Raw genomic sequence first — 25,938 nt, 5'->3', positions numbered from 1 at the left:
GGTGTATCGATATACTGAACTAGCGGAAATATTTAAATAATTAATTAATAACCTTTCGGATAACTATAAAAGTCTGGGAATTTAAAGGTGTAATACAGATAGTTGACGGATATTTGGTGTTTATTTTCTTCGAATAAGCAACAACCTTAATTAAAAAGAACCGACCTAAGTAATTTTATATTACGTCTTAGCTACTGTGGCACAGTAAGATGTAATACTTAGGTAGGGGTTTACTGATAAGGTAGGTTCTAACTTTCTAAACAGCTAAATCATCAAGTTTAATTTTTTTAATTCCCTTATTTTTTTGTTGTAATAATGCAAAACCAAAAGTTAATACACCAACACGTCCAATAAACATCAAAATAATAATCAATATTTTTCCAATATTAGATAAATCTCCGGTTATACCCGTACTTAAACCTACGGTTCCTAAAGCAGATGCAACTTCAAATAAGATGCTTTCAAAAGAAAATTTTTCAAAATAAGAAAGTAAAAATGAAAACAAGAAAATTAAACTTGTATATAACATAAAAGTTGAGGTAGCAACATATATTCTTTCAAAAGGAATTAATCTATTTAAAAATGTAATTTTTGTTTGACCAAATAATCTACTTTTTAATATTGCTAACATTGCTGTTAAAGTTGTAATTTTCATACCACCAGCTGTTCCTGAAGGTGAGGCGCCAATATACATCAGAAAAGTTATAAGTAGTAGTATTGGTAAAGAAAATTCACCAATAGCTATCGTGTTAAAACCAACTGTTGTCATTGCAGACATTGCTTGAAAAAAAGATGTCATTAGTGTACTACTTGATCCTAAAATAGATAAAGATTCTGAAGAGTAAATTAGTAAAGTACCTAATATCAGTAAAAATAAAAAGCCGTAAATAATAATTTTAGTCGTAAACGAAATTTCTTTTGATTTACCACTTATTCGATACCAAAGATCTGTAATAACAATAAAGCCTAACGAACCAGAGATAGCTAATATAGAGATGATTGTATTGATAAAAGTATTGTCTTGGTAGCTTTCGAAACCATCATTAAATAAGCCAAAACCAGCTGTACAAAATGTAGAGACACTATGAAAAATAGAAAACCAAACAGCCTTTAAATTATCCATTCCGGCATTAGTAAAGGCAAAGTAAAAAAGAATTGCTCCAATAATTTCCATCACCAAAGTAAAAATTATAACACTTTTGATGAAATCTTTAATTTGAATTGTATTAGGTAACGTAAATTCTGTACCTATTAACTTACTGTGCCAGTGGGTTATTTTTTTTGTGGTAAATATTAAATAATATGTTGTTAATGTCATATATCCAATTCCTCCAATTTGTATCAATCCCATAATTATAAATTGGCCAAAAAAATTATAGGAATCAAAAATACTTACAGTTACCAGACCTGTAGTAGAAATAGCAGAAGTAGAAATAAATAAATTATCTAAAAAAGCGATATCAGTTTTGTGAAATAATGGAATAGACAGTAGAATAAATCCGGTTAAAGTGTACAAGAAGAAACCCCAGACTAAATTCATTTGTGGTGATTTGCTAATTTGAAGTTTTCTATACCAATTTGATATTTTCTTATATTTTTTATTTTCCATTATTTATACTCAGATGTTTAATTAAAAATGAGATTTACTTTAACTAACATAGCATATTTATAGGCACAAAGTTATTAAATAAAAGAAGAAAAAAAAGGTTATTGTATTTTTTGTATTTCTGTAAAGTATAAAAATCTTTCGGTTAGATATATTTTTATTGATTCTCAATAGAATTCTGTTTTGATAAGTTTTGTATCGTTGTGCTTATTATAAATTTCTCTGATTCTTTATATAGAGTAGGTATTTTATAATGAATTGTAAAATTATACTTCTCTTTCTGATTTGTGAATTAATTCTTAATCAGGTTATTTTAACGTTCAAGAGTTGTACTTCTGTATTTAATATTAAGCTAACTCAAGTTCTAAAATAGTGAGTAAAGCTACAGTTTTGCCAAGTTTTAAGGTTTATAGAAAAATTAATAAAATCTAAAAATAGGAATCAATTATATATGATGTATGCGAAGTTATTTTTCCGATTGTTTATTGATCCAATTCATTAATTCATCTTTATCTATTTTATTCCAAGTAGTCTGTGTATTTCGATTTTCAGATTGATTATATTCAGGCTGCAAAATAACTAATTCTGTATTTTTATTTCCTGCAAGTTCTAATTCGGCTAAAAATCCAATAATATCAGTAGCATTATTTTCATATAAAGTTCTGTAATACTTTTTAAGTCTGTACTTTATTTTTGGCTCGATATAGGCTCTTACAGCATAATTTTTATAAAAATTAATATTTTCATTATTTTGATTAGAGTAACTATAAGTCGAGAAATTATGATAATTATCTTGAGCAGTTTTGGGTGTACCTTTCAGATATGTTTCCAACATAAAATTCATAAAAGTCGGCTCCCAAAGTTCGATTCGATTTATTTTAATGTCTCGTTTATGTTGTTGCCATTTTCTTATCCAATCTAATGTGAAATCACAAATAACCACCCCTTTAATGTTAATCTTAAAATCGGAATCTTCTTTATTGATAAATTCAACATATTTCATTGCTCTATGACCAACTAAACCTGCGCCCAAAAAGAAAATATTTTCATTAGGGAGATTGAATTTTTTTAAAATTTTTTGAATTAAATTATGAGTAGATTTAATCGAAGATTTAGAAAAATAAAAATCTAGAGGTATTTCGGTAGAAATTGATAATACTGCAAAATTACTTATAGATGCTTGATTATATATCTGCTTAGAACTAAAATTCTTTTTGTTGTACTTTGAATCTTCTAAGAAAATAAGTACACCTTTTATCTTTTTATTTTCGGGAAGCATTAGAGTATATCCTTTTTGAATAAAGGGTAAAAAGTCATTTTCTCCTATTCCAATTTTTAGGCTATCATTTTTTACAGGTTCGTAATCTTTAATTATTTTCTGCGAAAAAGATTTCGTGCTTAAAGTAGTAAGAAAGAGTAATAGTAATAACTTAAAAGGTGTTTTCATTATTGTTTTTTATTTACAACAAGGTCTTTATGTATTGTTGGTTGTGTAAATTAAGTAACTAATTTACTAAATAAATCACGAACGGCGAAAATCCGAAGGATTTTCCAAGTGAGCTAAAACTATAAATTAATTATGCACTTTCTTGGCATTAGTTTCTTCTTTCGTTCCTTTTTATTTTTTTCATAATCTTTTCAAAACCTTTTCTGGTTAGTTTTTCTACGCTTTTTGTAAAAGCAAAATCTTGATTGTTTTCGTCAATAGTTAAATTAGCAACAACAGTGTGAAAATAAAATTTTTCAAGTAAATTTAAATCATATATTTCAATGCTAATTTCTACATTGTTTTCAAGACGTGAGTACACTGGTCCAATTTGTAGGTCTCCTATTTCATTTTTATTCGTATTTGCCCTTATATTAATGAAATAATCAAAATCAGTTCCATTCTTGATATCTTTAAGAATAGATTTATTGAAACTGTCTTTACTTTTAAGTTGTGGGACTAAAATGTTTTTTGCTTCATTTAATGTCGAAAATCTTTCACCTAATATTTTTGAAAATTTTTCTCTAGCTATTTTTGTTAAAACATAGTTAACTTCTTTAGGAGATTCTATATTATTTAATAACCATTTTCCCTTTCTAAAATCAAGGCTAGAATTAACATTTCCTGAATGTCTATAACTAGGAAAATGGCAAGATGAAAAAGTTATAAATATTATTAATAAAAAGGTAAGTTTTTTCATAGTTAGTGCTCACGTGTTTGTGAATGCTTCTTTGCATCGGTTTAGCGTAAATCTAGTAAATAAATCACGAACGCTGAAAATCTGAAGGTTTTTCCAAGTCAGCTAAAACTAGCAGTTAATTATATACGGTGTTGGGCATAGTTTTTTTCTTGATCCATTCTATAATTTCACTTTCATTTATTATTGACCAAGAATGTGGATTTCTTTCCCCATTTTTTCTGTAACCTTTATTTTTGGTTTCTATATACGATGTTTTAAATCCATTTATTTTTAATTCTCTATGTAAATTTTTTAATTGAAAACTATTTGTTTCCTCAAAACTTCTATTATAAATAGTTCTATTAAATTCTAAAGCTGGTTCTGTGTTAAATACCAATTCTGTTTTTTTAAATTTAACATTTTCAATATATTTTAAAGAATCTAAATATGGTGAAAATACTTTATAATTTTCTAAATTTTCTTTGGGTTTTCCTATTTTTTGATTTAAATAATTTAAAAGGAATTTAGATTCATTTACAAGGATAGAATTATTCTTTTTTATTTTCTTTTTACAATTTTTATATAATTGTATTAAATCTACAGGAGAATCCACAACAAAAATTCCTTTTGGATTAAATTCTCCATTTTTATAAAAAGTCAGATATTTCCCTAATTGTAAAGCGAGATTTCCACCTGCAGAAAAACCACCAATATAAATTTCGTTTCCTTGAATGTTGTTTTCATTTATTACCTCCCAAACAAGTTTTGCATTTTTTTCTTTTTCAAATTTATTCAGAAATAGATTTCTGTTTGTTTTAATAATTAAGACGGAAATATTTTCATCTAAAACACTTTTAATTAGTTTTGAAGCACTTTTAATTCCCTCATTACTTTCTCCAAAACCTGAAAATAGAATTAATAATTCTTTATGGTTTTTAGGAACTATTAATTCATAAGATTCAGAGTTAATATTTATTTCCTTTTTAGTGTAGTTTCTGCAGCTAAATAGAATTAAAACAAGTAATATGTATAAAGTTGTTTTCAAATGTCTTGTCCTGAAATATGGCTACAGGTTAAAATTGAATTAAGCTGATAATTTATATACCATATTTGGTGTTTTATAGTCTAAAGATAAGTGTAATCTTATCTCGTTGTATAAATTAATTGCATTTTTTGTAGCTCTCTTTGCGTGTGCCACATTATCAAAGGTTTGGTCTAGATAAAATTCATCTTTTAAAATACCATTTACACGTTCAGCCATTGCGTTTTCATAACAATGATTTTCTTCAGTCATACTGATGTCTATTTTCTTTCTTTTTAATATTTGAGTATATACATTACTGCAATATTGTATCCCTCTGTCTGAATGATGAATAAGCCCATTAATGTTTTTAGCTTTATAAATCGCCTTATTTAGCGCTCTCACACATCCTTTAAGTTCCAAGCTATCACTAAGGTCGTAACCAACAATTTTTCGAGAGTGCATATCTGTTATTAAAGCTAAGTAACAAAATCCTTTTACGGTTCTTATGTAAGTTATATCACTTACCCAAACCTGATTAGATTTTGTAATTTTTAAGTCTTTTATAATATTATTATATTTATAAAATCGATGATATGAGTTTGTTGTTCTGGCACTAGTTTTCCTTCTAAGTGTTAGCATTTGGTGTTTTCTAAGGACATTAAATAAAGTATCTCTACCAACTTTAATATTTACTTTATTAAAATCTACATCTAAAGATTTAGTAAGTTTACGCACACCTTCTCTAGGAAGAGATTTGCGTCTTTTTCTAACAATATTTATAATCTGTTGTTCTAATATTAAACGTTTATCAGCTCTAGATTTGTATTTATAATACGCATCACGTTTAAGTCCAAAACAATGAGTTATAGTCGTTAAAGACGCAAATTTCTTAGATTTCTCTTTAGCTTTTATTAAGGCTTTATACTTAACTTTTTTTTTAGTTCAGCAATAGATTTATAACCTAAATCTTCAGCAGCTACTTCTAAATAGGATTCTTCTACCATAGCATCGAGATCTTTTTTAAGTAGTAGTTTTTTTAGTTGCTCAACCTCTTTTTGAAGAGCTTTAATTCTGGATATTTCGTCTTTAGTCTCCACTTTTACTCTGGTGTTCATTAAGTCTTTACGATTGTACTTTTTAATCCACTCATTAACGGTTGTAGGTGCAATAGAGTAGAGTTTACAAAGTTCGCTCTTTGTGTGTTTTCCGATTGTAAGTTCGGCTAAAATTTTTAATTTAAAAGGTTCACTGTAACGTCTAATTACTTTGTCATTTCTATACATAATGTTTAAAATTATGTAGCCTTATTTCAGGACGGGTGTATATTGTTGCCAACGTTGTTGTATAAGGGAAGTTGCGGTTTTGTCAGCGAGGAATTTCCGAAGGAAATTCAGAAGTTGGCAAAAATGCAACCGACTTTAATTAATCACTAATTTAGCAAATTTTTTTATACGGTGTTGTGTACAGTTTTTTTATTTTCAACTCTTTAATAAATTCAGTTTCTTCACGAGAAATAATGGCAAAGATTGAATTCTGTATGTTGAAATTACAAGTGGTTTAAGACTTGTGGGTTTTCCATATTTAAATTCCAGTTTTAGTTCAGATTCTAGATATTTAAAAATTCGCTCATTGCATTTTATTTCTCCCTCAAACCAATTAGTCCAACCAAACAATATTTTTTTAAATCCCTTTCTTAAAATCAAAAAATCATCATCAATTCCAGCGTCAAAACCGTAATACTTAGCAGTAACAATCCAACCTCTTTTTCTTAATTCAGAGATTATTTCATTCCATTTTTCAGTTTTAATATTTATGGCTGTTCTCTTCAATTATATTTCTATTTTAATTCGTCGTAAACAATTTCAAAATCCAAACTTTTCGGAATATTCAGTTCTTTTCTTTTATTCTCAAATTGTTCTAAAGTCAAATTCGGATTTTGTTTAATACTTTTTTTGTCAACTTCTATGATATGATAGTATGTAACACTTTTATTAATTCCGCTTTCAAGATTTTTTGGATGACTTTTTGCAATAATAAAATCTCCGTTTTCTCCTAATGCAAAAACTGTTTCAGGTACAATTAGTCGATTAGAATATTTTTCAGCGTGAAACCAAATACTCATTTCGTCAAGTGAATTATTTGCAAATAAAAAATAGTCGTCCGTAATTTCCTTTTCAACTAATCCAGCTCCGAAATAGCAAGATTGTAGAATCAACAATATGATTATTCCTAATATTTTTTTCAAATTATTCAATGTGTTTTCGGTCGTTTCTTAAATTGTACACAACGTTGTTGTATAAGCTTTGTTGCGTTGTTTAAGCAGTGAATTTGCTGAATAAAACACGAACGGCGAAATTCCGGAGGAATTTTCCAAGTGAGCTAAAACTAGCAATAAAGTTTATACGGTGTTAGCAAAAGTTTATCTCTGAAATATTTGTTTCCTATTTGTTGAATGTGAATAATTCGTTCTTTTCCTTGTTTCATTCGTTGTTGTTATTACAATCCAAGAATTTTCTAATTCTGAATTATCGGTATATGGAATTTCGAATGTCATTCCTGATAAATCAATTGAATTATTAATAGAATTGATTGTGAAGTCAAGTACTTTTTTTTGGCTTCTATTAAAAGTTTCCCAAGTTCCTTTCTCTTTATCAACATATTTTCCTAAACTCATATAAATATCACCAACTGTGTATTTAGGGTTATCAAATTCAGGATTAATTTTAATGTTTCCTTTTTTGATTTTTACTTTCAGTTTTTTTTCATAAACTTTAATTTTTCCAAAACCACTAATATTTGTGGCTAAACAGCAGTTTTCAAAATTCAATTTTATATTTCTATATTTTACTTTTCCATTTTCAAGTTTTGTAGAAGAACAACTTGATATTAATAAAGTTAGAATTAGATAGAATAGAGATTTTTTCAGTGTATTTAGTTTCTTCATTTTAATTTTTGCTAACGTGTTTGTGTTATGATTAGTTGCGTGTTTAAGCAACTAATCTACTAAATAAATCACGAACGGCGAAAATCCGAAGGATTTTCCAAGTGAGCTAAAAGCAGCAATTAATTATACACGGTGTTGGCAAATCGTTATTTTAATTTCCGTTCTGCCATTCACAGCCATTATTTCTTTGTTCTTTAGTTATGGTCCAAACATTAATTGCTTTATTCTTAAGCTTATTTTCAGAATCAGGTTCGACTAACTCAATATCCATAATACATTCAGTCGCAATTTTGTATTTAGAATTTTCTATTAAATAACCATTCACATAAATTTCGTTATCTTTTTTTATTCCGAAAAATTCATTTAATTCAGATTGTGTTTTAAAATCAGTTTTTTTCTCTAATTTGGCAAAAATAATTCCGTTTTCAGTTAGATTGAAGAAATCATGCTTTTTTCGATTTGGTTTGTCTTTCAGAACACTTATCTCAGCAGTAAATTCTTTTGTTGATTCGATAGCGCTTTTGTTTCCAATAATATCTTTTCCAATAATTATTATCGGACAAGTATTTTTTACATTTGGTAATTTCAAATAAGTATCTTGACAATATATATTCATAAAGTACAAAGTGAAAATTACAGTAAAAATTATTCTTTTCATTTGCGTTTGTATTATACTGAAATAGGTTGACCTTTTTTAGGTTTAATTTATACGTTCAAACTATTTTTTTAAGCCGTTTAGAAGGCAAAAAATAGCTTGAACTGCTTATTGTTTAAATTTCGAGTTCAGTCAAATTTACATTATTTTTTCTATACGATTTGTATTTTATATTGGGATTAAGATGTACTTCAGCTGGTTTTCTTAAATTTAAGCTAAAATGTGTTCTTAAATTATTATAAATATACACAGCTTGTTTCGTTATTTTTTGAGCTACATCTGTATTTTTAATGCAGTTCTTAAGCCCATATTCATATTTTATCGTTCTATTAATTCTTTCAGCAATAGCATTTTCATACGGGGCATATTGTTCAGTCATACTCATCATAATTCCATTGTTTTCAGCGAATTGAGTGTACTTAGGATTGCAGTATTGGAATCCCCTGTCAGAATGATGAATGAGTTTTTTATTAGGATATTTTCTATTTTTAATTGCCATAGCCAAGGCGTCTTTACAAAGCGATGTCTTCATATGATTATCAATTTTATAGCCCATAATTTGTTTAGAATAAGCGTCTGTTACAATAGCTAAATAGTTGTGGCCATTTTCTGTTTTGAAATAAGTAATATCACTTACCCAAAGCTGTTCTGGACGAGTTGGAACTTTATCTTTTACAATGTTCTTATATTTTCTAAAGATATGATTAGAATTGGTAGTTGTAACGTAGTTTTTTCTTTTAGGGATTAATAAATTATTGAGTCTTAAAAAGCGATAGAACTTATCTCTCCCTATGTTGATGTTTTGTTCAATCATTTGAGATTTGAGTTCATTATAGAGTTTAATTCCACCCGTTTTAGAGCCTACTTTTTTACGATACTGTTGTACCATTAAGATTAGTTTTTTGTTATCTAATTCTTTTTTTATTAGTGTTTTGTGTCTTTTGTAGAATGCTTGTTTAGAGATCCCAAAACATTGATAGATCCATTTTGTTTTAAAATGTTTTTCTTTTTTAGTTCTATCTCTTTTGCTAATGTTTTGGGCAAGGACTTTTTTGCTAAATCGACACCAGTAATGATTTCCATATCCGCAATAATATCTTGTTGAAAGTCTTTTACAAACTCCAATTCTTCAATTTTTTCCTTTAATTTTTTGATTTCATCGTTTTTACTCATACCATTATTTTGTTGTACTAAGGTACTGTATTTTTTAATCAAATACCCAATAGTAGTTCTAGGAACATCATATTTTTTGGAAGCGAAGTTTGTTGATATTTGACCATTCTGAATTTGGTCAACGACGAATAATTTGGTTTCTAAAGTTACTTTTTGGTACTTTTTTTTCTGCCAGTGTTCATTTTGATTTTTCATAAGTGACTATCATTAATTGATGAATTTTTAGTCAACCTATTTCAGGAAAGTACATTTTCTCAAATTACTGCCAACGTGTTTGTGTATGATTCGTTGCGTGTTTCAAGCAACTAATTTACTAGATTAATCACGAACGGCGAAATTCCGAAGGAATTTCCCAAGTGAGCTAAAACTAGCAATTAATTATACACGGTGTTGGCAATTGGCTTTTCTTTCGTTAATAATTTTCAAAACATTGCATTCCGAATGCTCCACCAGTATAAGAAAGAACTATATTGTCCTTATAAAATATATTGTTGCATCCGTCATTATATTTTTCAATCTCTTGTTCATTCAGATTTTTCTCAAATATTTGATAGGAATAAACTCCAGCACCATTATAATCATATTCGATTTCAGTTGGTTTCCAATTTGATATTCCAACACATTCTGCTGATTCTAACTTTTCGTATAATTCTTTAAAAATTTCATTATTCCAATTCAGTTTTTTCTTGACTACTTCTAATCAATTCGTTTTTCCGTAATATTTTTTCCCTGAGTTTTTTTGAGGTTTTTCTTTATAATCTAAAAAATTCACATTGTAATCTCTAAATAATAATTCGTTTTCTGAAGAATCATTTATTTTTTCATAAATTTCTAATTTTATAATATTAGAAGATTTATAACGAATACTTACTTTAAAATTTTCGGGTATAGTTTTATCGAAATAGTTTTTTACTTCGTTTATTTCAGAACTTTTATTTTCGTAATTTCTTATTAAATCAGATTTATTTTTAGAATTACAACTCAAAATTAAAAGTGTCAAAATTCCGATAATTACTATTCTATGTTTCATTATCTGTCCTTTTTTTGCTTGTTGCCAACGTGTTTGTGTTATAATTAGTTGCGTGTTTAAGCAACTAATCTACTAAATAAATCACGAACGGCGAAAATCCGAAGGATTTTCCAAGTGAGCTAAAAACAGCAATTAATTATACACGTTGTTAGCAAACGTTTTTTATGTTAATCTACTTTTCTCAATTAATTTTTGAAGTTCTTTTTCAGAATGTTTCACTAAGTTTTCAATTGAACGATTTATAAAAAAATCTTTAAATATTTTATTTTCGTAAATCCAATCACGATTATTAATATTAATTATTTTAAGGTTTTTACCATTTCCATTATGCTCAGACTTTTCGATGTAAGCTTTAAGTCTGTTTTTTGGTACTGAAAATCGGTGAGGAGGATAATTAGAAAAGTCAAATTTTAACAATACATTTCTATTTGATATTTTTAAATTCAAGTATTGATTGTCTTCGAGTATTTTAACGTTTCCATACTTTTTCATTAAAAGTTTAGCCGTTTTTTTTCTTCTATTTTTTAAAATCCATAACCAATATTTTTTTTGAATATAACCCAATATATATGTTAAAAGAAATACATATATAACATATAAAATAATTCCAATATTTGATTTGCCAATTCCAAAGTAAAAAGGAAATCCTACTAATAAAATTATTGAAGGTAAATAAGTTAAATAGTAAATTATATTTCTGTATTCCATTTAAATGTTTGCTAACGTGTTTGTGTTATGGAAAGTTGCGTTTTTAAGATTGGCTGATTTTCCGAAGGAAAATTAAGACAAGATTAAAAAAGCATCAACTTTTGATTAAGCTAAAAATAAGCAATTTTTTATACACGGTGTTGTGTGCAGTTTTTATTATTTCAGTTTAAATTGATTCATTCCGATTTCAAATACTAATTCATTATTCAATTCAATTTGCTTTCCTTTTTTGTCATAAAATTCTGCAAATATTTTGTTCTCATTAATTATTTCCAAGACAACTCCCTTTTGTCCAGATTTTAATTTTTCATTCAGGTTTTTAGACAGTTCAATTTTTTTATGGAGAAACTTTTTTTCCAGCATTTTGATTGGGTCAATTTTCTTTTCAGTTCCGCTAAATAATTCACCAATTTTATTAAATCCTTTTCCAATTAATCTAAAAAAACCATATAAAATTCCTTCGAGTATTATGTCGATAAAAATCTTTCCAAGAATTTCAATTATTATCATATTTTCAATCTTTTTCTAAAATGAAATTTTCAAAATAGTTTCCTCTTTTGAGTTAATTTGGCAATGTCTTGTCCTGAAATATGGCTACAGGTTAAAATTGAATTAAGCTGATAATTTATATACCATATTTGGTGTTTTATAGTCTAAAGATAAGTGTAATCTTATCTCGTTGTATAAATTAATTGCATTTTTTGTAGCTCTCTTTGCGTGTGCCACATTATCAAAGGTTTGGTCTAGATAAAATTCATCTTTTAAAATACCATTTACACGTTCAGCCATTGCGTTTTCATAACAATGATTTTCTTCAGTCATACTGATGTCTATTTTCTTTCTTTTTAATATTTGAGTATATACATTACTGCAATATTGTATCCCTCTGTCTGAATGATGAATAAGCCCATTAATGTTTTTAGCTTTATAAATCGCCTTATTTAGCGCTCTCACACATCCTTTAAGTTCCAAGCTATCACTAAGGTCGTAACCAACAATTTTTCGAGAGTGCATATCTGTTATTAAAGCTAAGTAACAAAATCCTTTTACGGTTCTTATGTAAGTTATATCACTTACCCAAACCTGATTAGATTTTGTAATTTTTAAGTCTTTTATAATATTATTATATTTATAAAATCGATGATATGAGTTTGTTGTTCTGGCACTAGTTTTCCTTCTAAGTGTTAGCATTTGGTGTTTTCTAAGGACATTAAATAAAGTATCTCTACCAACTTTAATATTTACTTTATTAAAATCTACATCTAAAGATTTAGTAAGTTTACGCACACCTTCTCTAGGAAGAGATTTGCGTCTTTTTCTAACAATATTTATAATCTGTTGTTCTAATATTAAACGTTTATCAGCTCTAGATTTGTATTTATAATACGCATCACGTTTAAGTCCAAAACAATGAGTTATAGTCGTTAAAGACGCAAATTTCTTAGATTTCTCTTTAGCTTTTATTAAGGCTTTATACTTAACTTTTTTTTTAGTTCAGCAATAGATTTATAACCTAAATCTTCAGCAGCTACTTCTAAATAGGATTCTTCTACCATAGCATCGAGATCTTTTTTAAGTAGTAGTTTTTTTAGTTGCTCAACCTCTTTTTGAAGAGCTTTAATTCTGGATATTTCGTCTTTAGTCTCCACTTTTACTCTGGTGTTCATTAAGTCTTTACGATTGTACTTTTTAATCCACTCATTAACGGTTGTAGGTGCAATAGAGTAGAGTTTACAAAGTTCGCTCTTTGTGTGTTTTCCGATTGTAAGTTCGGCTAAAATTTTTAATTTAAAAGGTTCACTGTAACGTCTAATTACTTTGTCATTTCTATACATAATGTTTAAAATTATGTAGCCTTATTTCAGGACGGGTGTTAATGGTGTACAACGTTGTTGTATATGGTTTGTTGCGTGTTTTAAGCAACTAATTTAGTAAATAATTACCGACCAAGAAAGTCTGCGAGGACTTTCGCAAGTAGGCAAGAAGCCAGCAATAAATTATATACGGTGTTGTGGTGCGTATTTATTCAAAATTTTCTTCATTTACGGGAATTGGCGGTGGTTTTGGAATTTCCAATTTTTCAATCAGCCAAATATTGATATTCGTTTTTTTCGCAATTTCTTCGTAAGTTTCTGTTAATTTTTTCAGTGTTTGTTCAAAATTTTTGAACTCTTTTTTGTCATATGAAATTTGAATTAGTAGTTTCTCGGGATTATCGCTCAAACTCGGATTTTTTCCATTGTTTTCGTAATCTCTTTTTAAAATACTTTTCAAACTGTCTAAAGAATATAATTCTCCAAAATTTTTGCTAATTTTATTATTATGGATTTCAATAACATTTTTTTCCTTTATTAAAATACAACCAAAATTTTCCCAACAAGGATTTTGAAAATAAATTGTTTTCAATGTATTTTCAGTTTTTAAAGTAATTTTCGGAACACTATCATTACAAGAAATTCTTTCAGCTCGTTCTATTAATTCATTCCAATTATTAAACTTTTTAATATTTAATTCAACACTCAAACTGTCATTGTCTTTCCTCCATTTTCCGAATTCTTTTTGAACAAGTAAATTTCCATTTTTTTTATAATTTTTACATCCGGCTATTGTCAGAATTAGTAAAATCAGAAATGTTTCTTTAATGTTCAAATTTTCGTTTTTATATGCACCACAACGTGTTTGTATAAGGATAGTGCGGTTTTGTGCAAGGCTAATTTTCCGCAGGAAAATCAGACTTAGCAAAATTGTACTATCCATTGATTAAGTACTAAACTACGCATTATTTTTATACTGTGTTGTGAGCTGGCTTTTCTATTCACGATAATATAATTTCATATAACCATAGAAGTCCGTAAATATTTGCAATTCCGAAAATTATTCCGAAAATCAACTCTTTATTGATTCGGTATTTTTTCAATTCAGAACTTAATGTTTTTAAATTTTGTTCCGTTTCAATTCCGATTTTAGTTTCCGCAATTCTGTCTCCAATTCTCCGTGTTGGACTCACAAATGTAAAAAGTAAATCAAGTGGGATAATAGGTAAAAAATTCCGTAACGAACTTTTCCATTCAGACGCTTTTTGATTGTTCAGGTTTTGAACTTGAATTCCGAAAAGTCTTTTTCCTATGCTTTTTCCATTCAGAAAGTCCTTATTCATTGTAATTGGATAAACAATTATCATTGCGAGGAATAGATTGTCAGTAAGAGCAATAATTAGAAATCCGATTATTCCCATAATTAGATAATCAACTACAAATGCTTTAATTCTATTTTCTAATATTGGTTTCAAACGATGTTTTTTTTAGCTTGCTCACAACGTGTTTGTGTTATGGAAAGTTGCGTTTAAAGTGAACGGCTATTTTCCGCAGGAAAATAGAAGTTTACAAAAAAGCAACAAACTTTGGTTAAGCTAAAAATAAGCAATTTTTTATACACGGTGTTGTAAAACGTTTTAATTCATTTTTTTCTCAATTAATAAAATCATTTCGTTTATTTCTTCTAAAAATGACTTTTTATTTTGTGCAATTAAATTTTTTGAGTCACGGTTCAAGTTTTCAGGCTTTTCGATAAGTCTTCTCCAAAGTTTATAATGTTCTTTTCTAATACTCAAATAATTTTTGAAACCAGAATAATTTTCAACATATTCTCCTTTTTCATACTTATAAATTTTGTCAAATTCAAACGCACTGGATATTTCAATATTTAAAAATCCAGGTGCATCATTTTCAACTTTATTCTCTCGTTCAATAATTTCAAAAATTCCGTCATTATTAAGGTCAGTTAGAAAGTATGTGTTGAGAGAAATTCCGTGTATTTTTTTACTCTTTACTTTTAATTCAGAAATTTTTCCTTTTGCAACATTTAATTCTTCTTGAGCATTAATTGTGTTTATAGTAGCAAAAAATAATAATGTCATTATAAATCTTCTCATATTCTTTTCATTTTTTTGATTTAGAGAATTTTCCAATTGTTAATAAAAAAACAGATATTAAAATTAAGCTTAAAAAAAATATTTTTTCTCCAAAGAAATGCACAATTCCAATTTTAAAAACATAAATAATCCCACAACCTAAAATCAGAGCTATTGAGAATCGAAAAATTATTAATATTAACTTCATTTATTTTCGTTCTTAATGTCTTGTCCTGAAATATGGCTACAGGTTAAAATTGAATTAAGCTGATAATTTATATACCATATTTGGTGTTTTATAGTCTAAAGATAAGTGTAATCTTATCTCGTTGTATAAATTAATTGCATTTTTTGTAGCTCTCTTTGCGTGTGCCACATTATCAAAGGTTTGGTCTAGATAAAATTCATCTTTTAAAATACCATTTACACGTTCAGCCATTGCGTTTTCATAACAATGATTTTCTTCAGTCATACTGATGTCTATTTTCTTTCTTTTTAATATTTGAGTATATACATTACTGCAATATTGTATCCCTCTGTCTGAATGATGAATAAGCCCATTAATGTTTTTAGCTTTATAAATCGCCTTATTTAGCGCTCTCACACATCCTTTAAGTTCCAAGCTATCACTAAGGTCGTAACCAACAATTTTTCGAGAGTGCATATCTGTTATTAAAGCTAAGTAACAAAATCCTTTTACGGTTCTTATGTAAGTTATATCACTTACCCAAACCTGATTAGATTTTGTAATTTTTAAGTCTTTTATAATATTATTATATTTATAAAATCGATGATATGAGTTTGTTGTTCTGGCACTAGTTTTCCTTCTAAGTGTTAGCATTTGGTGTTTTCTAAGGACATTAAATAAAGTATCTCTACCAACTTTAATATTTACTTTATTAAAATCTACATCTAAAGATTTAGTAAGTTTACGCACACCTTCTCTAGGAAGAGATTTGCGTCTTTTTCTAACAATATTTATAATCTGTTGTTCTAATATTAAACGTTTATCAGCTCTAGATTTGTATTTATAATACGCATCACGTTTAAGTCCAAAACAATGAGTTATAGTCGTTAAAGACGCAAATTTCTTAGATTTCTCTTTAGCTTTTATTAAGGCTTTATACTTAACTTTTTTTTTAGTTCAGCAATAGATTTATAACCTAAATCTTCAGCAGCTACTTCTAAATAGGATTCTTCTACCATAGCATCGAGATCTTTTTTAAGTAGTAGTTTTTTTAGTTGCTCAACCTCTTTTTGAAGAGCTTTAATTCTGGATATTTCGTCTTTAGTCTCCACTTTTACTCTGGTGTTCATTAAGTCTTTACGATTGTACTTTTTAATCCACTCATTAACGGTTGTAGGTGCAATAGAGTAGAGTTTACAAAGTTCGCTCTTTGTGTGTTTTCCGATTGTAAGTTCGGCTAAAATTTTTAATTTAAAAGGTTCACTGTAACGTCTAATTACTTTGTCATTTCTATACATAATGTTTAAAATTATGTAGCCTTATTTCAGGACGGGTGTTAATGTTTTACAACGTGTTTATATATGGTTTGTTGCGCGTTTAAGCACCTAATTTAGTAGATAATTACTGACAAAGAAAATCCGCGAGGATTTTCGTAAGTAAGCAAAAAGCCAGCAATAAATTATATATGTTGTTGTGGCACGTTATTTCTATTCATTCCTTTGTTTTAATTCAGGTAAATCTTTTGAAATTTCATAATATTTATTGTCATTAATTAAACTGTCACGTACTTTTTCTAACTGCTCAATTATTTGCTTTGGAACGTTGTATTTCACACCAAAACTTTTCCTTATTTCAGTATCTGTATGTTTGTCATATTCTTTCCAATCTATTTCTGGTGTGTTAATTAAGTAAATTTGTTCCTTTAATATTTCTATGAGCTCTTTTGATTCGTTTGACTTAATATCATAAAGTTCAAGTTGTCTTAAGATATCTTTTGGAAAAGCATAACGCCAATTGTCAATTGAATTTCTTCTAAAATATCTACCATTTTCTTTAAAGTTCTTAATCACAATTTTTTGAAGAATAATTGTATCTAAAGATACTTTTTTGTCTTTTGAAAATGCTGATTTTAAATTAACTACTTGTTTGGTTGAACTTTCAGTTTTCCATTTTTTTAATGTTTCTAATGTATTTTCTTTAAAATCAATTCCGTATTCAACTTTTGCCTTATTTATTTGTTGGTCAATATAATTATAATCCGATTCAAATTTTTTGTAATAAGCTCTGTTTAAAATTTCTTGATTAATTGATGTTGTAGTTTTTAATGTAAACGTTATTGCTACACAAATTAAGATTGAATAAAATATCCACTTTGCAGAATGATAAACTAATCTAACAATAAACCAATTTTGGGCAAAAACTACAATTGGAATTAAAACAAATAAAAGCCAATATTCTTCGAATAAATTTAATTGATTATCATAACCTGGCATTCCATACAAAATGAAAGGAAGAACCGAACCAAATCTCGCAATCATCATTAATATTAACCAAAAAGTAAAGTATATATTTGTTCGTGATAATTGTTTATGAATTTTATCTTTTCTTCTTTTATGATTATTATTCGTCATCCAAATAGCAACTGTTATTGAAAGACCTAAAATTGTTGCAAGTGATGAAAAGAAGTAATTATAAAATTGTAATTCAGATTTTTCTAAAATGAGTAAATCAGCAGATAAAGTTGTAAAAAACCGAAATAGTTCTCGAAAATAACTGAACGTTAGCGAAATTATAATCGCAGAAAACAGACCTAAAATAATTCCAATCCAAAATCTTTGTTTTCCAATGTTTTGAATTGATATTTTTTCTTTCCTAAATTTTACTGCCATTTTCGGATTTCGTTTTAATGTGCCACAACGTGTTTGTACAAGGTTAGTTGCGTGGTTTAAGTACTAAATTTACTAAATAATTACCGACAAAGAAAATCCGCGAGGATTTTCGTAAGTAGGCTTAAAGCAAGCAATTAATTTTGTACGGTGTTGGCAATAGTATTTTAAATATAGATTAATAAATCAATTTGCGTTCTAACTTTTTTTCCGTTTTTAATGGCAGGTTCAAGATTACCTAATGACTTTAATCCTTGTATTGCTGATTCATTAGATATTTTTCCGCTTATTCCAATTAATTCAATATTTGTTAATTCACCATTTTTTTCAACAACGGATAATAAATTCATAGTTCCATCACAACCATATTTACAGTTTATAATCCATTCATATTCGTCATTTTTTTCTTTAAAGTATGGTCGTTTGTCGGGATTTATTTCAAAATCATTTCCTTTCAAAAAATACTCAGGATGATAGGCGAAATTTATAGTTTTAAAAAATCTTTTGTTAATATAATTCTCACCTTTTTTATAATGTTTCCATTTTGTAAATGATTCAATTAGCTTTTTAGATTCATTAATAAATTCAGTTTTATTCGTTTTTTTAAATTTATTTTTTTGGAAAACCATTCTTGGTAATTTATTTACAAATTCAGATTTTCTAACATTTTGAGGCGTATTATTAGAATCCAATTCAAATTGAATATCTACCTCAAAAAATCTTCGTTTTATTAATCTTCTCAAACCTGTTATTTCGGGATAAATCAAATTCAGCCGTCTAAAATTATCAAATTTAAATTCAGTTTTTTGTATTTCGAGATGATTATCGTGTTCCATTTATATGTCTTGTCCTGAAATATGGCTACAGGTTAAAATTGAATTAAGCTGATAATTTATATACCATATTTGGTGTTTTATAGTCTAAAGATAAGTGTAATCTTATCTCGTTGTATAAATTAATTGCATTTTTTGTAGCTCTCTTTGCGTGTGCCACATTATCAAAGGTTTGGTCTAGATAAAATTCATCTTTTAAAATACCATTTACACGTTCAGCCATTGCGTTTTCATAACAATGATTTTCTTCAGTCATACTGATGTCTATTTTCTTTCTTTTTAATATTTGAGTATATACATTACTGCAATATTGTATCCCTCTGTCTGAATGATGAATAAGCCCATTAATGTTTTTAGCTTTATAAATCGCCTTATTTAGCGCTCTCACACATCCTTTAAGTTCCAAGCTATCACTAAGGTCGTAACCAACAATTTTTCGAGAGTGCATATCTGTTATTAAAGCTAAGTAACAAAATCCTTTTACGGTTCTTATGTAAGTTATATCACTTACCCAAACCTGATTAGATTTTGTAATTTTTAAGTCTTTTATAATATTATTATATTTATAAAATCGATGATATGAGTTTGTTGTTCTGGCACTAGTTTTCCTTCTAAGTGTTAGCATTTGGTGTTTTCTAAGGACATTAAATAAAGTATCTCTACCAACTTTAATATTTACTTTATTAAAATCTACATCTAAAGATTTAGTAAGTTTACGCACACCTTCTCTAGGAAGAGATTTGCGTCTTTTTCTAACAATATTTATAATCTGTTGTTCTAATATTAAACGTTTATCAGCTCTAGATTTGTATTTATAATACGCATCACGTTTAAGTCCAAAACAATGAGTTATAGTCGTTAAAGACGCAAATTTCTTAGATTTCTCTTTAGCTTTTATTAAGGCTTTATACTTAACTTTTTTTTTAGTTCAGCAATAGATTTATAACCTAAATCTTCAGCAGCTACTTCTAAATAGGATTCTTCTACCATAGCATCGAGATCTTTTTTAAGTAGTAGTTTTTTTAGTTGCTCAACCTCTTTTTGAAGAGCTTTAATTCTGGATATTTCGTCTTTAGTCTCCACTTTTACTCTGGTGTTCATTAAGTCTTTACGATTGTACTTTTTAATCCACTCATTAACGGTTGTAGGTGCAATAGAGTAGAGTTTACAAAGTTCGCTCTTTGTGTGTTTTCCGATTGTAAGTTCGGCTAAAATTTTTAATTTAAAAGGTTCACTGTAACGTCTAATTACTTTGTCATTTCTATACATAATGTTTAAAATTATGTAGCCTTATTTCAGGACGGGTGTTAATTGTGGCTAACGTTGTTGTATAAGGTTAGTTGCGTGTTTCAAGCAACTAATTTACTAGAGTAATCACGAACGGCGAAATTCCGAAGGAATTTCCCAAGTGAGCTAAAACTAGCAATTAATTTTATACGGTGTTGTAAACAGGCTTTTTTCATTCTATAATTCCGCTAAATGTTTTTGATTCGTTATAAACAGTAATTCCAAAAAGATTCCATTTTAAAATTCCATTAGCAATAAATTCCGCTTTTCCATTCATATTCAAATTGTTCGTATCTATTGACTTAAATTCCCACATATAACCGCTCACAATTCCAGTCAAATAACTGTTACTTTCAATTGGGATATATTCATTCTGTTCTATAGAATATTTTACAAGCATATTTATATCAAAAGTCCAATTATCTTCCAATTTCACTTGTTTAATTTCCGAGTTATTTTTTCTCTCATAGTTTTCTGTTATTGATATTCGGTTTGAGTTTTTTCCTGAATTAGATGCGGAAATTATTTGTACAATTCCGATTACCATTATAAAGATTGAGACAAATTTAAATTGTGGTTTAAATATTTTTTTTCCTTTAGCTATAAATCCAACAATTAGATAAAGAAAGTAAAGAACAATCATTCCGTTTATTATAGACCAAATCAAATGTATCATAGTTTTCGTTTTTCAGCTTGTTTACAACGTGTTTGTGTTATGATTAGTTGCGTGTTTAAGCACCTAATCTACTAAATAAATCACGAACGGCGAAAATCCGAAGGATTTTCCAAGTGAGCTAAAAGCAGCAATTAATTATACACGGTGTTACCTGCAGTTTTTATTTTCCCCAATTTTAGTTTATAATATTCAGCTTTTTCAATATTTCCTAAAACTCGATAAATACTTTCTATTTCTTCAATTATGAATTCGGATGAAATTCCATTTTTTTCTGATATTAGGAAATAATTCAATGCTTCTTTATGTCTGTTTTCATCTATAAGAATATAGCCTAAATCTTCGGCAATAACACTTTTTTCTTTACTTATTTCTAAACCTTGTTTTAATACTTTTATTGATAATTCAGTATTGTATCTTGAATAGTAGGTTTCGTAAGAACCATAACAGTCAGAGGCTACTGCAGGAATTACTTCTATATTCATAGAATCATATGCATAAGAATATTCAGGTTTTTCTAAGTTAAATATCACAAAATCAACTATTCTTTCAGGAGTGTTTACATTAATGTATGCGGATTTATATATTCCAGTTTTTTCTATTTTGTATGCCTTTACAAGATAATGACCTTCTCCTTTTGGTATTATTTTTAAAGTAGTCGGTTCAATATTCCATTCAATTGGGTTTTCGCTTTCAGAATTAATTATTTTATAAATTCCACAATCAGGATTATTTTCAATTATATTTATTAATTCAGAATTTAATTTTTTTTTACTCAAACTATTTTTCTTTTTCACAAAATTACACTCAATAAGACTTAATATTATTAATAGAATTAAATATTTCACTTCTTTATTCAGTTTTTTTAAATTGCAGGTAACGTTGTTGTATAAGCTTTGTTGCGTTGGTTTAGCAGTGAATTTACTAAATAAAATACGAACGGCGAAATTCCGAAGGAATTTCCCAAGTGAGCGATTACCAGCAATAAATTTTATACGGTGTTACCCAACGTTTTTTTATTCCATTTCTATTTTCCAATTTTCAGTATTTAAAAAGCCATCTATTATTTCATAATTAGGTAGTTTCTCAAAGTTTATTTTCAATCTTTTTTCCTCATATTTTCCAAACACAATATTTTCAATCTCAAATTCAAGATTTAAATACTTTATTTTAAAATTTTCGTCAATTATTCCGATTTCGCCAAATTCCGAAACAATGAATTTATCTTTTGTTGGGATTTCAGCTAATTCTCCATATTCTACTTTTTGGTCAAAATATAGGATTTCTTTTTCCTCAATATCTAAAATATAAAGTCCGTCACTTGTTAGAATTCCTATTTGATTAATTTTTTCCGCAATTGCAATTCTTTTCTGTTCTCCACGAAACATTCCTACCCATTCAAATCCACTTTTTGTTACGAATTTTGTCCAACTCCAAATTTGACTTTTCCAAACTGTATTTAAGTCAAAAATTTTTTCCTCATATTGTCCAGAAGTTGGTTGATTAATAAATTCAGCTTTCAATTTTTCTTTCAATTTTTCCTTCAGTTTTGAGTTGAGTGGTTAATGTTGGGTAACGTTGTTGTATATGGTTTGTTGCGTGTTTCGAGCAACTAATTTAGTAAATAATTATGGACAAAGAAAGTCCGCGAGGACTTTCGTAAGTAGGCGAGAAGCCAGCAATAAATTATATACGGTGTTAGCAAATCGTTTTTTTAGGATGAATATTACTATGACAAAATGTTTAAATAATGTTAAATTTGCTAAAAACATCTCAAATTATAGTATATGGATATATTTCATTTTTTCGATAATAATTTTTTTAATGCAGTTTCTATTATTTTTTTATTTATCATTTGTTTATTTGTCATTCTTTTTATAGTGGCAAAAATTATTGATTGGGTTCCAGTAATTAAAAATATTGTAACAAAAATCATTAGTCATTTTTATCTCATACTTATTCCGTTTCCAGTAATATATTTGATTTATTATAATGGAAATATTTATGATGGTGAGTTACTTAAAACCTTTCCCATAAAAAAAGAAGTTGCTGAAATGTTAAGTCAGTTAAGTATATGGTTTTTTACTGTAGGTATTTTTTCAGGAACATTAAAGTACTTAAATACTATAACTTATGTTAAACAAAAATTCAAAGAAATAATTCTTTCAGAAGAGTTTGATAATAAATTAACAGATAAACTTGAGGTATTTGCTTATTCTGATGAATCTTTAGAGAAATATGATAAAATTGAAGAATTATGGGAAAGAGTTACACTTTTAAAGTATAAAACTAATTTTCCATTAATATATGATAAATTAAAAAAGAAAGTAAATAATGAGTTATTTAATAAAGAAACAACTCCTTTTTATTATCGAAATTTTTTCATGGATATTAATATAAAATTAGATGGAGATAATTTAATTATTGATAAAAAAACCAGGTATACATTAATCAGACCTAATACTGATAGTTTTAAGTGGAGTTTTAAAACAGAAGTTATTAAGTCTGAAACGGAGGAAACAGAATCTCATTTAAAATTATACTTGAATGGTGATGAAAATTTGATAGAGTTTAATAAAAGCAATTCTAAAATAGAACACATTGGTGATCGTACTGTTATAACTTTTGAAGAAGAGTTTAAAGATCATTTAGAGTATGATATTGTAACAGAAAGGAAATCAATTCAGAATATTGATGATGATAGGTTTATTGGATTTGGTACTAACAGAATTATTGATTATATTGAAGTTAATATTAATTGTTGTGATAAATTACAATATGTTTTTAATGATTTAAATAAATATAGATTTAAAAAAATTGAACAATTTAATGGAAGCAATAAGTATACTTACAGCAATATTATTACTCCAAGTGATATTTTTAAGATATTTTTAATAAGAAAATATTAAATATTACTTACATTTGTTTAAGAATAAAAAAACAACATTATGAGAACTTCAATAAACATTATGAGAACTTCAATAATTATTAATGGTAACGAATGGCATGGTTAAAATGTCTATAAATTTATAAATAAAAAAAACACCTTAAAAGGTGTTTTTTTTATTTATAAATTTATGTTTTAAATGTTTGCTAACGTTGTTGTGTATGGTTAGTTGCGTGTTTTAAGCACTAAAGTTAGTAAATAAATCACAGATAGAAAGTCCGCGAGGACTTTCGTAAATTGGCTAAAACCAAGCAATTAATTATACACGGTGTTGTGGCACGTTTTATTCATTACTATGCTTTTTTTAAATTTCCCTTTTTTAATTAATTCCATAAATTTTGGAAACCGAATTTATTTCATTTTTTTCAAGTTTTACACTTTTCAGTTTCTCTTTATATTTGGTTAGATTTCTGATTGTATTCATTAAAATTGTTATTCCAACTGCAATTATTCCAGCTTTATGAACTAAAAAATAAGTTTCGTTTTTATTCAATTCAGCTATTGTTCCGCTTTTAAAAATTAGAAGAAAACTAAATCCAATAAGTAGAAAAAAAGATAAATAATTCCATTTTTTCTTTCTCTTTAATTCTAATAGTTTGAAATTAACATTTTCCAATCTTTCATTGAATTTTTTATTCAGTTTAATATCAGAACAATATTTTTCAAATTCAGGCTTCTTTTTTGATATTCCACAAATTATTCCTTTTTCAAAAGTTGCAATTTCGTTATCGCATAAATTACAATGTTTTGAATGTTTCATTTATTAACTATTCTATTTTTGACTTGAAATTGAGTTCAGTTTTTAATGTCTTGTCCTGAAATATGGCTACAGGTTAAAATTGAATTAAGCTGATAATTTATATACCATATTTGGTGTTTTATAGTCTAAAGATAAGTGTAATCTTATCTCGTTGTATAAATTAATTGCATTTTTTGTAGCTCTCTTTGCGTGTGCCACATTATCAAAGGTTTGGTCTAGATAAAATTCATCTTTTAAAATACCATTTACACGTTCAGCCATTGCGTTTTCATAACAATGATTTTCTTCAGTCATACTGATGTCTATTTTCTTTCTTTTTAATATTTGAGTATATACATTACTGCAATATTGTATCCCTCTGTCTGAATGATGAATAAGCCCATTAATGTTTTTAGCTTTATAAATCGCCTTATTTAGCGCTCTCACACATCCTTTAAGTTCCAAGCTATCACTAAGGTCGTAACCAACAATTTTTCGAGAGTGCATATCTGTTATTAAAGCTAAGTAACAAAATCCTTTTACGGTTCTTATGTAAGTTATATCACTTACCCAAACCTGATTAGATTTTGTAATTTTTAAGTCTTTTATAATATTATTATATTTATAAAATCGATGATATGAGTTTGTTGTTCTGGCACTAGTTTTCCTTCTAAGTGTTAGCATTTGGTGTTTTCTAAGGACATTAAATAAAGTATCTCTACCAACTTTAATATTTACTTTATTAAAATCTACATCTAAAGATTTAGTAAGTTTACGCACACCTTCTCTAGGAAGAGATTTGCGTCTTTTTCTAACAATATTTATAATCTGTTGTTCTAATATTAAACGTTTATCAGCTCTAGATTTGTATTTATAATACGCATCACGTTTAAGTCCAAAACAATGAGTTATAGTCGTTAAAGACGCAAATTTCTTAGATTTCTCTTTAGCTTTTATTAAGGCTTTATACTTAACTTTTTTTTTAGTTCAGCAATAGATTTATAACCTAAATCTTCAGCAGCTACTTCTAAATAGGATTCTTCTACCATAGCATCGAGATCTTTTTTAAGTAGTAGTTTTTTTAGTTGCTCAACCTCTTTTTGAAGAGCTTTAATTCTGGATATTTCGTCTTTAGTCTCCACTTTTACTCTGGTGTTCATTAAGTCTTTACGATTGTACTTTTTAATCCACTCATTAACGGTTGTAGGTGCAATAGAGTAGAGTTTACAAAGTTCGCTCTTTGTGTGTTTTCCGATTGTAAGTTCGGCTAAAATTTTTAATTTAAAAGGTTCACTGTAACGTCTAATTACTTTGTCATTTCTATACATAATGTTTAAAATTATGTAGCCTTATTTCAGGACGGGTGTTAATGTGCCACAACGTTGTTGTAT

General features: G+C 27.5%; 33 protein-coding genes. 1 reads left to right on the top strand and 32 read right to left on the bottom strand.

Features of this window, described 5'->3' with window-relative positions; translation table 11 throughout:
• Window positions 1–256: 256 nt before the first annotated feature.
• The 29 genes from B5464_RS04265 to B5464_RS04120 all read right to left on the bottom strand — a co-directional run bounded on the left by B5464_RS04265 (window position 257) and on the right by B5464_RS04120 (window position 22,396).
• A complete protein-coding gene (locus B5464_RS04265) occupies window positions 257–1,609 on the bottom strand; it encodes a TrkH family potassium uptake protein (protein WP_079737340.1) in 1,353 nt (450 codons plus the stop codon).
• Window positions 1,610–2,072: 463 nt separating this feature from the next.
• Entirely contained in the window at window positions 2,073–3,053 is a 981-nt protein-coding gene (locus B5464_RS04260; RefSeq protein ID WP_079737339.1) for a hypothetical protein, read from the bottom strand.
• Window positions 3,054–3,201: 148 nt separating this feature from the next.
• Entirely contained in the window at window positions 3,202–3,792 is a 591-nt protein-coding gene (locus tag B5464_RS04255) for a hypothetical protein (RefSeq protein ID WP_079737338.1), read from the bottom strand.
• Between the two features lie 115 nt (window positions 3,793–3,907).
• Window positions 3,908–4,816, bottom strand: a complete 909-nt coding sequence (locus B5464_RS04250) for a hypothetical protein (protein WP_079737337.1) — start codon at window positions 4,814–4,816, stop codon at window positions 3,908–3,910.
• A 39-nt stretch (window positions 4,817–4,855) separates the two neighbouring features.
• Complete coding sequence (locus tag B5464_RS04245) at window positions 4,856–5,707, bottom strand: IS3 family transposase (protein ID WP_079737287.1); 852 nt, start codon at window positions 5,705–5,707, stop codon at window positions 4,856–4,858.
• Window positions 5,707–6,078, bottom strand: a complete 372-nt coding sequence (locus B5464_RS04240) for a transposase (RefSeq protein WP_079737286.1) — start codon at window positions 6,076–6,078, stop codon at window positions 5,707–5,709. The genes B5464_RS04245 and B5464_RS04240 overlap by 1 nt, the downstream gene beginning before the upstream one ends.
• Window positions 6,079–6,273: 195 nt before the next feature.
• Complete coding sequence (locus B5464_RS04235) at window positions 6,274–6,624, bottom strand: hypothetical protein (protein WP_079737336.1); 351 nt, start codon at window positions 6,622–6,624, stop codon at window positions 6,274–6,276.
• Between the two features lie 8 nt (window positions 6,625–6,632).
• Window positions 6,633–6,917: a DUF3997 domain-containing protein gene (locus tag B5464_RS04230; protein WP_079737335.1), complete on the bottom strand. Its 285-nt coding sequence runs from the start codon at window positions 6,915–6,917 to the stop codon at window positions 6,633–6,635.
• A gap of 297 nt (window positions 6,918–7,214) precedes the next feature.
• Window positions 7,215–7,739: a hypothetical protein gene (locus tag B5464_RS04225; RefSeq protein WP_154066931.1), complete on the bottom strand. Its 525-nt coding sequence runs from the start codon at window positions 7,737–7,739 to the stop codon at window positions 7,215–7,217.
• Window positions 7,740–7,890: 151 nt separating this feature from the next.
• The gene (locus B5464_RS04220; protein WP_154066930.1) at window positions 7,891–8,397 is read right to left on the bottom strand and encodes a hypothetical protein; all 507 of its coding nucleotides are present in this window, start codon (window positions 8,395–8,397) and stop codon (window positions 7,891–7,893) included.
• A gap of 112 nt (window positions 8,398–8,509) precedes the next feature.
• Complete coding sequence (locus B5464_RS04215; protein WP_231963671.1) at window positions 8,510–9,358, bottom strand: IS3 family transposase; 849 nt, start codon at window positions 9,356–9,358, stop codon at window positions 8,510–8,512.
• Window positions 9,319–9,762 (bottom strand): helix-turn-helix domain-containing protein, encoded by a 444-nt coding sequence (locus B5464_RS04210; protein ID WP_079737331.1) that lies wholly within the window; start codon window positions 9,760–9,762, stop codon window positions 9,319–9,321. Before B5464_RS04210 ends, B5464_RS04215 begins: the two co-directional genes overlap by 40 nt.
• A 505-nt stretch (window positions 9,763–10,267) precedes the next feature.
• Entirely contained in the window at window positions 10,268–10,597 is a 330-nt protein-coding gene (locus tag B5464_RS04205; protein ID WP_079737330.1) for a hypothetical protein, read from the bottom strand.
• Window positions 10,598–10,759: 162 nt separating this feature from the next.
• The gene (locus B5464_RS04200) at window positions 10,760–11,305 is read right to left on the bottom strand and encodes a hypothetical protein (RefSeq protein ID WP_079737329.1); all 546 of its coding nucleotides are present in this window, start codon (window positions 11,303–11,305) and stop codon (window positions 10,760–10,762) included.
• Window positions 11,306–11,461: 156 nt separating this feature from the next.
• Window positions 11,462–11,815, bottom strand: a complete 354-nt coding sequence (locus tag B5464_RS04195) for a hypothetical protein (protein ID WP_079737328.1) — start codon at window positions 11,813–11,815, stop codon at window positions 11,462–11,464.
• A gap of 102 nt (window positions 11,816–11,917) precedes the next feature.
• On the bottom strand, window positions 11,918–12,769 hold the full coding sequence (locus B5464_RS04190) for an IS3 family transposase (RefSeq protein ID WP_079737287.1): 852 nt from the start codon (window positions 12,767–12,769) through the stop codon (window positions 11,918–11,920).
• Entirely contained in the window at window positions 12,769–13,140 is a 372-nt protein-coding gene (locus B5464_RS04185) for a transposase (RefSeq protein ID WP_079737286.1), read from the bottom strand. The genes B5464_RS04190 and B5464_RS04185 overlap by 1 nt, the downstream gene beginning before the upstream one ends.
• A 187-nt stretch (window positions 13,141–13,327) precedes the next feature.
• Window positions 13,328–14,062: a hypothetical protein gene (locus B5464_RS04180; protein WP_231963642.1), complete on the bottom strand. Its 735-nt coding sequence runs from the start codon at window positions 14,060–14,062 to the stop codon at window positions 13,328–13,330.
• 58 nt (window positions 14,063–14,120) lie between these two features.
• On the bottom strand, window positions 14,121–14,594 hold the full coding sequence (locus tag B5464_RS04175; protein WP_154066928.1) for an RDD family protein: 474 nt from the start codon (window positions 14,592–14,594) through the stop codon (window positions 14,121–14,123).
• Window positions 14,595–14,756: 162 nt separating this feature from the next.
• On the bottom strand, window positions 14,757–15,236 hold the full coding sequence (locus tag B5464_RS04170) for a hypothetical protein (protein ID WP_154066923.1): 480 nt from the start codon (window positions 15,234–15,236) through the stop codon (window positions 14,757–14,759).
• A 241-nt stretch (window positions 15,237–15,477) separates the two neighbouring features.
• Window positions 15,478–16,329, bottom strand: coding sequence for an IS3 family transposase (locus B5464_RS04160; RefSeq protein WP_079737287.1), 852 nt, complete (start codon window positions 16,327–16,329; stop codon window positions 15,478–15,480).
• Window positions 16,329–16,700 carry a transposase gene (locus tag B5464_RS04155; protein WP_079737286.1) on the bottom strand — a complete coding sequence of 124 codons (372 nt, stop codon included), beginning with the start codon at window positions 16,698–16,700 and terminating at the stop codon, window positions 16,329–16,331. The genes B5464_RS04160 and B5464_RS04155 overlap by 1 nt, the downstream gene beginning before the upstream one ends.
• A 189-nt stretch (window positions 16,701–16,889) precedes the next feature.
• Complete coding sequence (locus tag B5464_RS04150) at window positions 16,890–18,071, bottom strand: hypothetical protein (RefSeq protein ID WP_079737326.1); 1,182 nt, start codon at window positions 18,069–18,071, stop codon at window positions 16,890–16,892.
• 164 nt (window positions 18,072–18,235) lie between these two features.
• A complete protein-coding gene (locus B5464_RS04145) occupies window positions 18,236–18,904 on the bottom strand; it encodes an energy transducer TonB (RefSeq protein WP_079737325.1) in 669 nt (222 codons plus the stop codon).
• A 43-nt stretch (window positions 18,905–18,947) separates the two neighbouring features.
• Window positions 18,948–19,799: an IS3 family transposase gene (locus tag B5464_RS04140; protein WP_079737287.1), complete on the bottom strand. Its 852-nt coding sequence runs from the start codon at window positions 19,797–19,799 to the stop codon at window positions 18,948–18,950.
• The gene (locus tag B5464_RS04135; RefSeq protein WP_079737286.1) at window positions 19,799–20,170 is read right to left on the bottom strand and encodes a transposase; all 372 of its coding nucleotides are present in this window, start codon (window positions 20,168–20,170) and stop codon (window positions 19,799–19,801) included. Before B5464_RS04135 ends, B5464_RS04140 begins: the two co-directional genes overlap by 1 nt.
• 190 nt (window positions 20,171–20,360) lie before the next feature.
• Window positions 20,361–20,864: a hypothetical protein gene (locus tag B5464_RS04130; protein WP_079737324.1), complete on the bottom strand. Its 504-nt coding sequence runs from the start codon at window positions 20,862–20,864 to the stop codon at window positions 20,361–20,363.
• A gap of 131 nt (window positions 20,865–20,995) precedes the next feature.
• The gene (locus tag B5464_RS04125) at window positions 20,996–21,640 is read right to left on the bottom strand and encodes a tetratricopeptide repeat protein (RefSeq protein WP_079737323.1); all 645 of its coding nucleotides are present in this window, start codon (window positions 21,638–21,640) and stop codon (window positions 20,996–20,998) included.
• Between the two features lie 237 nt (window positions 21,641–21,877).
• A complete protein-coding gene (locus tag B5464_RS04120; protein ID WP_079737322.1) occupies window positions 21,878–22,396 on the bottom strand; it encodes a hypothetical protein in 519 nt (172 codons plus the stop codon).
• 444 nt (window positions 22,397–22,840) lie between these two features.
• Between B5464_RS04120 and B5464_RS04115 the strand changes: the two genes are divergently transcribed.
• The gene (locus B5464_RS04115) at window positions 22,841–23,770 is read left to right on the top strand and encodes a hypothetical protein (RefSeq protein ID WP_172830855.1); all 930 of its coding nucleotides are present in this window, start codon (window positions 22,841–22,843) and stop codon (window positions 23,768–23,770) included.
• Window positions 23,771–24,127: 357 nt separating this feature from the next.
• On the opposite strand, the gene B5464_RS04110 is transcribed toward B5464_RS04115, so the two are convergent.
• The 3 genes from B5464_RS04110 to B5464_RS04100 all read right to left on the bottom strand — a co-directional run bounded on the left by B5464_RS04110 (window position 24,128) and on the right by B5464_RS04100 (window position 25,875).
• Window positions 24,128–24,568, bottom strand: coding sequence for a hypothetical protein (locus B5464_RS04110; RefSeq protein WP_079737320.1), 441 nt, complete (start codon window positions 24,566–24,568; stop codon window positions 24,128–24,130).
• Window positions 24,569–24,652: 84 nt separating this feature from the next.
• On the bottom strand, window positions 24,653–25,504 hold the full coding sequence (locus tag B5464_RS04105) for an IS3 family transposase (protein WP_079737287.1): 852 nt from the start codon (window positions 25,502–25,504) through the stop codon (window positions 24,653–24,655).
• Entirely contained in the window at window positions 25,504–25,875 is a 372-nt protein-coding gene (locus tag B5464_RS04100; protein ID WP_079737286.1) for a transposase, read from the bottom strand. Before B5464_RS04100 ends, B5464_RS04105 begins: the two co-directional genes overlap by 1 nt.
• Between the last annotated feature and the right edge of the window lie 63 nt (window positions 25,876–25,938).

This window comes from Polaribacter sp. KT 15 (assembly GCF_900143115.1).
Lineage (GTDB): Bacteria > Bacteroidota > Bacteroidia > Flavobacteriales > Flavobacteriaceae > Polaribacter > Polaribacter marinaquae.
This window is presented reverse-complemented; position numbering and strand designations above follow the sequence as displayed.

What these genes read in the sequence shown, in the direction of transcription:
- B5464_RS04210 (WP_079737331.1), bottom strand. Translation starts at nt 9,762, where the DNA reads ATGAAAAATCAAAATGAACACTGGCAGAAAAAAAAGTACCAAAAAGTA.
- B5464_RS04185 (WP_079737286.1), bottom strand. Translation starts at nt 13,140, where the DNA reads ATGTATAGAAATGACAAAGTAATTAGACGTTACAGTGAACCTTTTAAA.
- B5464_RS04195 (WP_079737328.1), bottom strand. Translation starts at nt 11,815, where the DNA reads ATGATAATAATTGAAATTCTTGGAAAGATTTTTATCGACATAATACTC.
- B5464_RS04240 (WP_079737286.1), bottom strand. Translation starts at nt 6,078, where the DNA reads ATGTATAGAAATGACAAAGTAATTAGACGTTACAGTGAACCTTTTAAA.
- B5464_RS04260 (WP_079737339.1), bottom strand. Translation starts at nt 3,053, where the DNA reads ATGAAAACACCTTTTAAGTTATTACTATTACTCTTTCTTACTACTTTA.
- B5464_RS04170 (WP_154066923.1), bottom strand. Translation starts at nt 15,236, where the DNA reads ATGAGAAGATTTATAATGACATTATTATTTTTTGCTACTATAAACACA.
- B5464_RS04100 (WP_079737286.1), bottom strand. Translation starts at nt 25,875, where the DNA reads ATGTATAGAAATGACAAAGTAATTAGACGTTACAGTGAACCTTTTAAA.
- B5464_RS04255 (WP_079737338.1), bottom strand. Translation starts at nt 3,792, where the DNA reads ATGAAAAAACTTACCTTTTTATTAATAATATTTATAACTTTTTCATCT.
- B5464_RS04220 (WP_154066930.1), bottom strand. Translation starts at nt 8,397, where the DNA reads ATGAAAAGAATAATTTTTACTGTAATTTTCACTTTGTACTTTATGAAT.
- B5464_RS04230 (WP_079737335.1), bottom strand. Translation starts at nt 6,917, where the DNA reads ATGAGTATTTGGTTTCACGCTGAAAAATATTCTAATCGACTAATTGTA.
- B5464_RS04145 (WP_079737325.1), bottom strand. Translation starts at nt 18,904, where the DNA reads ATGGAACACGATAATCATCTCGAAATACAAAAAACTGAATTTAAATTT.
- B5464_RS04130 (WP_079737324.1), bottom strand. Translation starts at nt 20,864, where the DNA reads ATGATACATTTGATTTGGTCTATAATAAACGGAATGATTGTTCTTTAC.
- B5464_RS04180 (WP_231963642.1), bottom strand. Translation starts at nt 14,062, where the DNA reads ATGGATAGTACAATTTTGCTAAGTCTGATTTTCCTGCGGAAAATTAGC.
- B5464_RS04135 (WP_079737286.1), bottom strand. Translation starts at nt 20,170, where the DNA reads ATGTATAGAAATGACAAAGTAATTAGACGTTACAGTGAACCTTTTAAA.
- B5464_RS04150 (WP_079737326.1), bottom strand. Translation starts at nt 18,071, where the DNA reads ATGGCAGTAAAATTTAGGAAAGAAAAAATATCAATTCAAAACATTGGA.
- B5464_RS04110 (WP_079737320.1), bottom strand. Translation starts at nt 24,568, where the DNA reads ATGAAACATTCAAAACATTGTAATTTATGCGATAACGAAATTGCAACT.
- B5464_RS04205 (WP_079737330.1), bottom strand. Translation starts at nt 10,597, where the DNA reads ATGAAACATAGAATAGTAATTATCGGAATTTTGACACTTTTAATTTTG.
- B5464_RS04200 (WP_079737329.1), bottom strand. Translation starts at nt 11,305, where the DNA reads ATGGAATACAGAAATATAATTTACTATTTAACTTATTTACCTTCAATA.
- B5464_RS04155 (WP_079737286.1), bottom strand. Translation starts at nt 16,700, where the DNA reads ATGTATAGAAATGACAAAGTAATTAGACGTTACAGTGAACCTTTTAAA.
- B5464_RS04225 (WP_154066931.1), bottom strand. Translation starts at nt 7,739, where the DNA reads ATGAAGAAACTAAATACACTGAAAAAATCTCTATTCTATCTAATTCTA.
- B5464_RS04265 (WP_079737340.1), bottom strand. Translation starts at nt 1,609, where the DNA reads ATGGAAAATAAAAAATATAAGAAAATATCAAATTGGTATAGAAAACTT.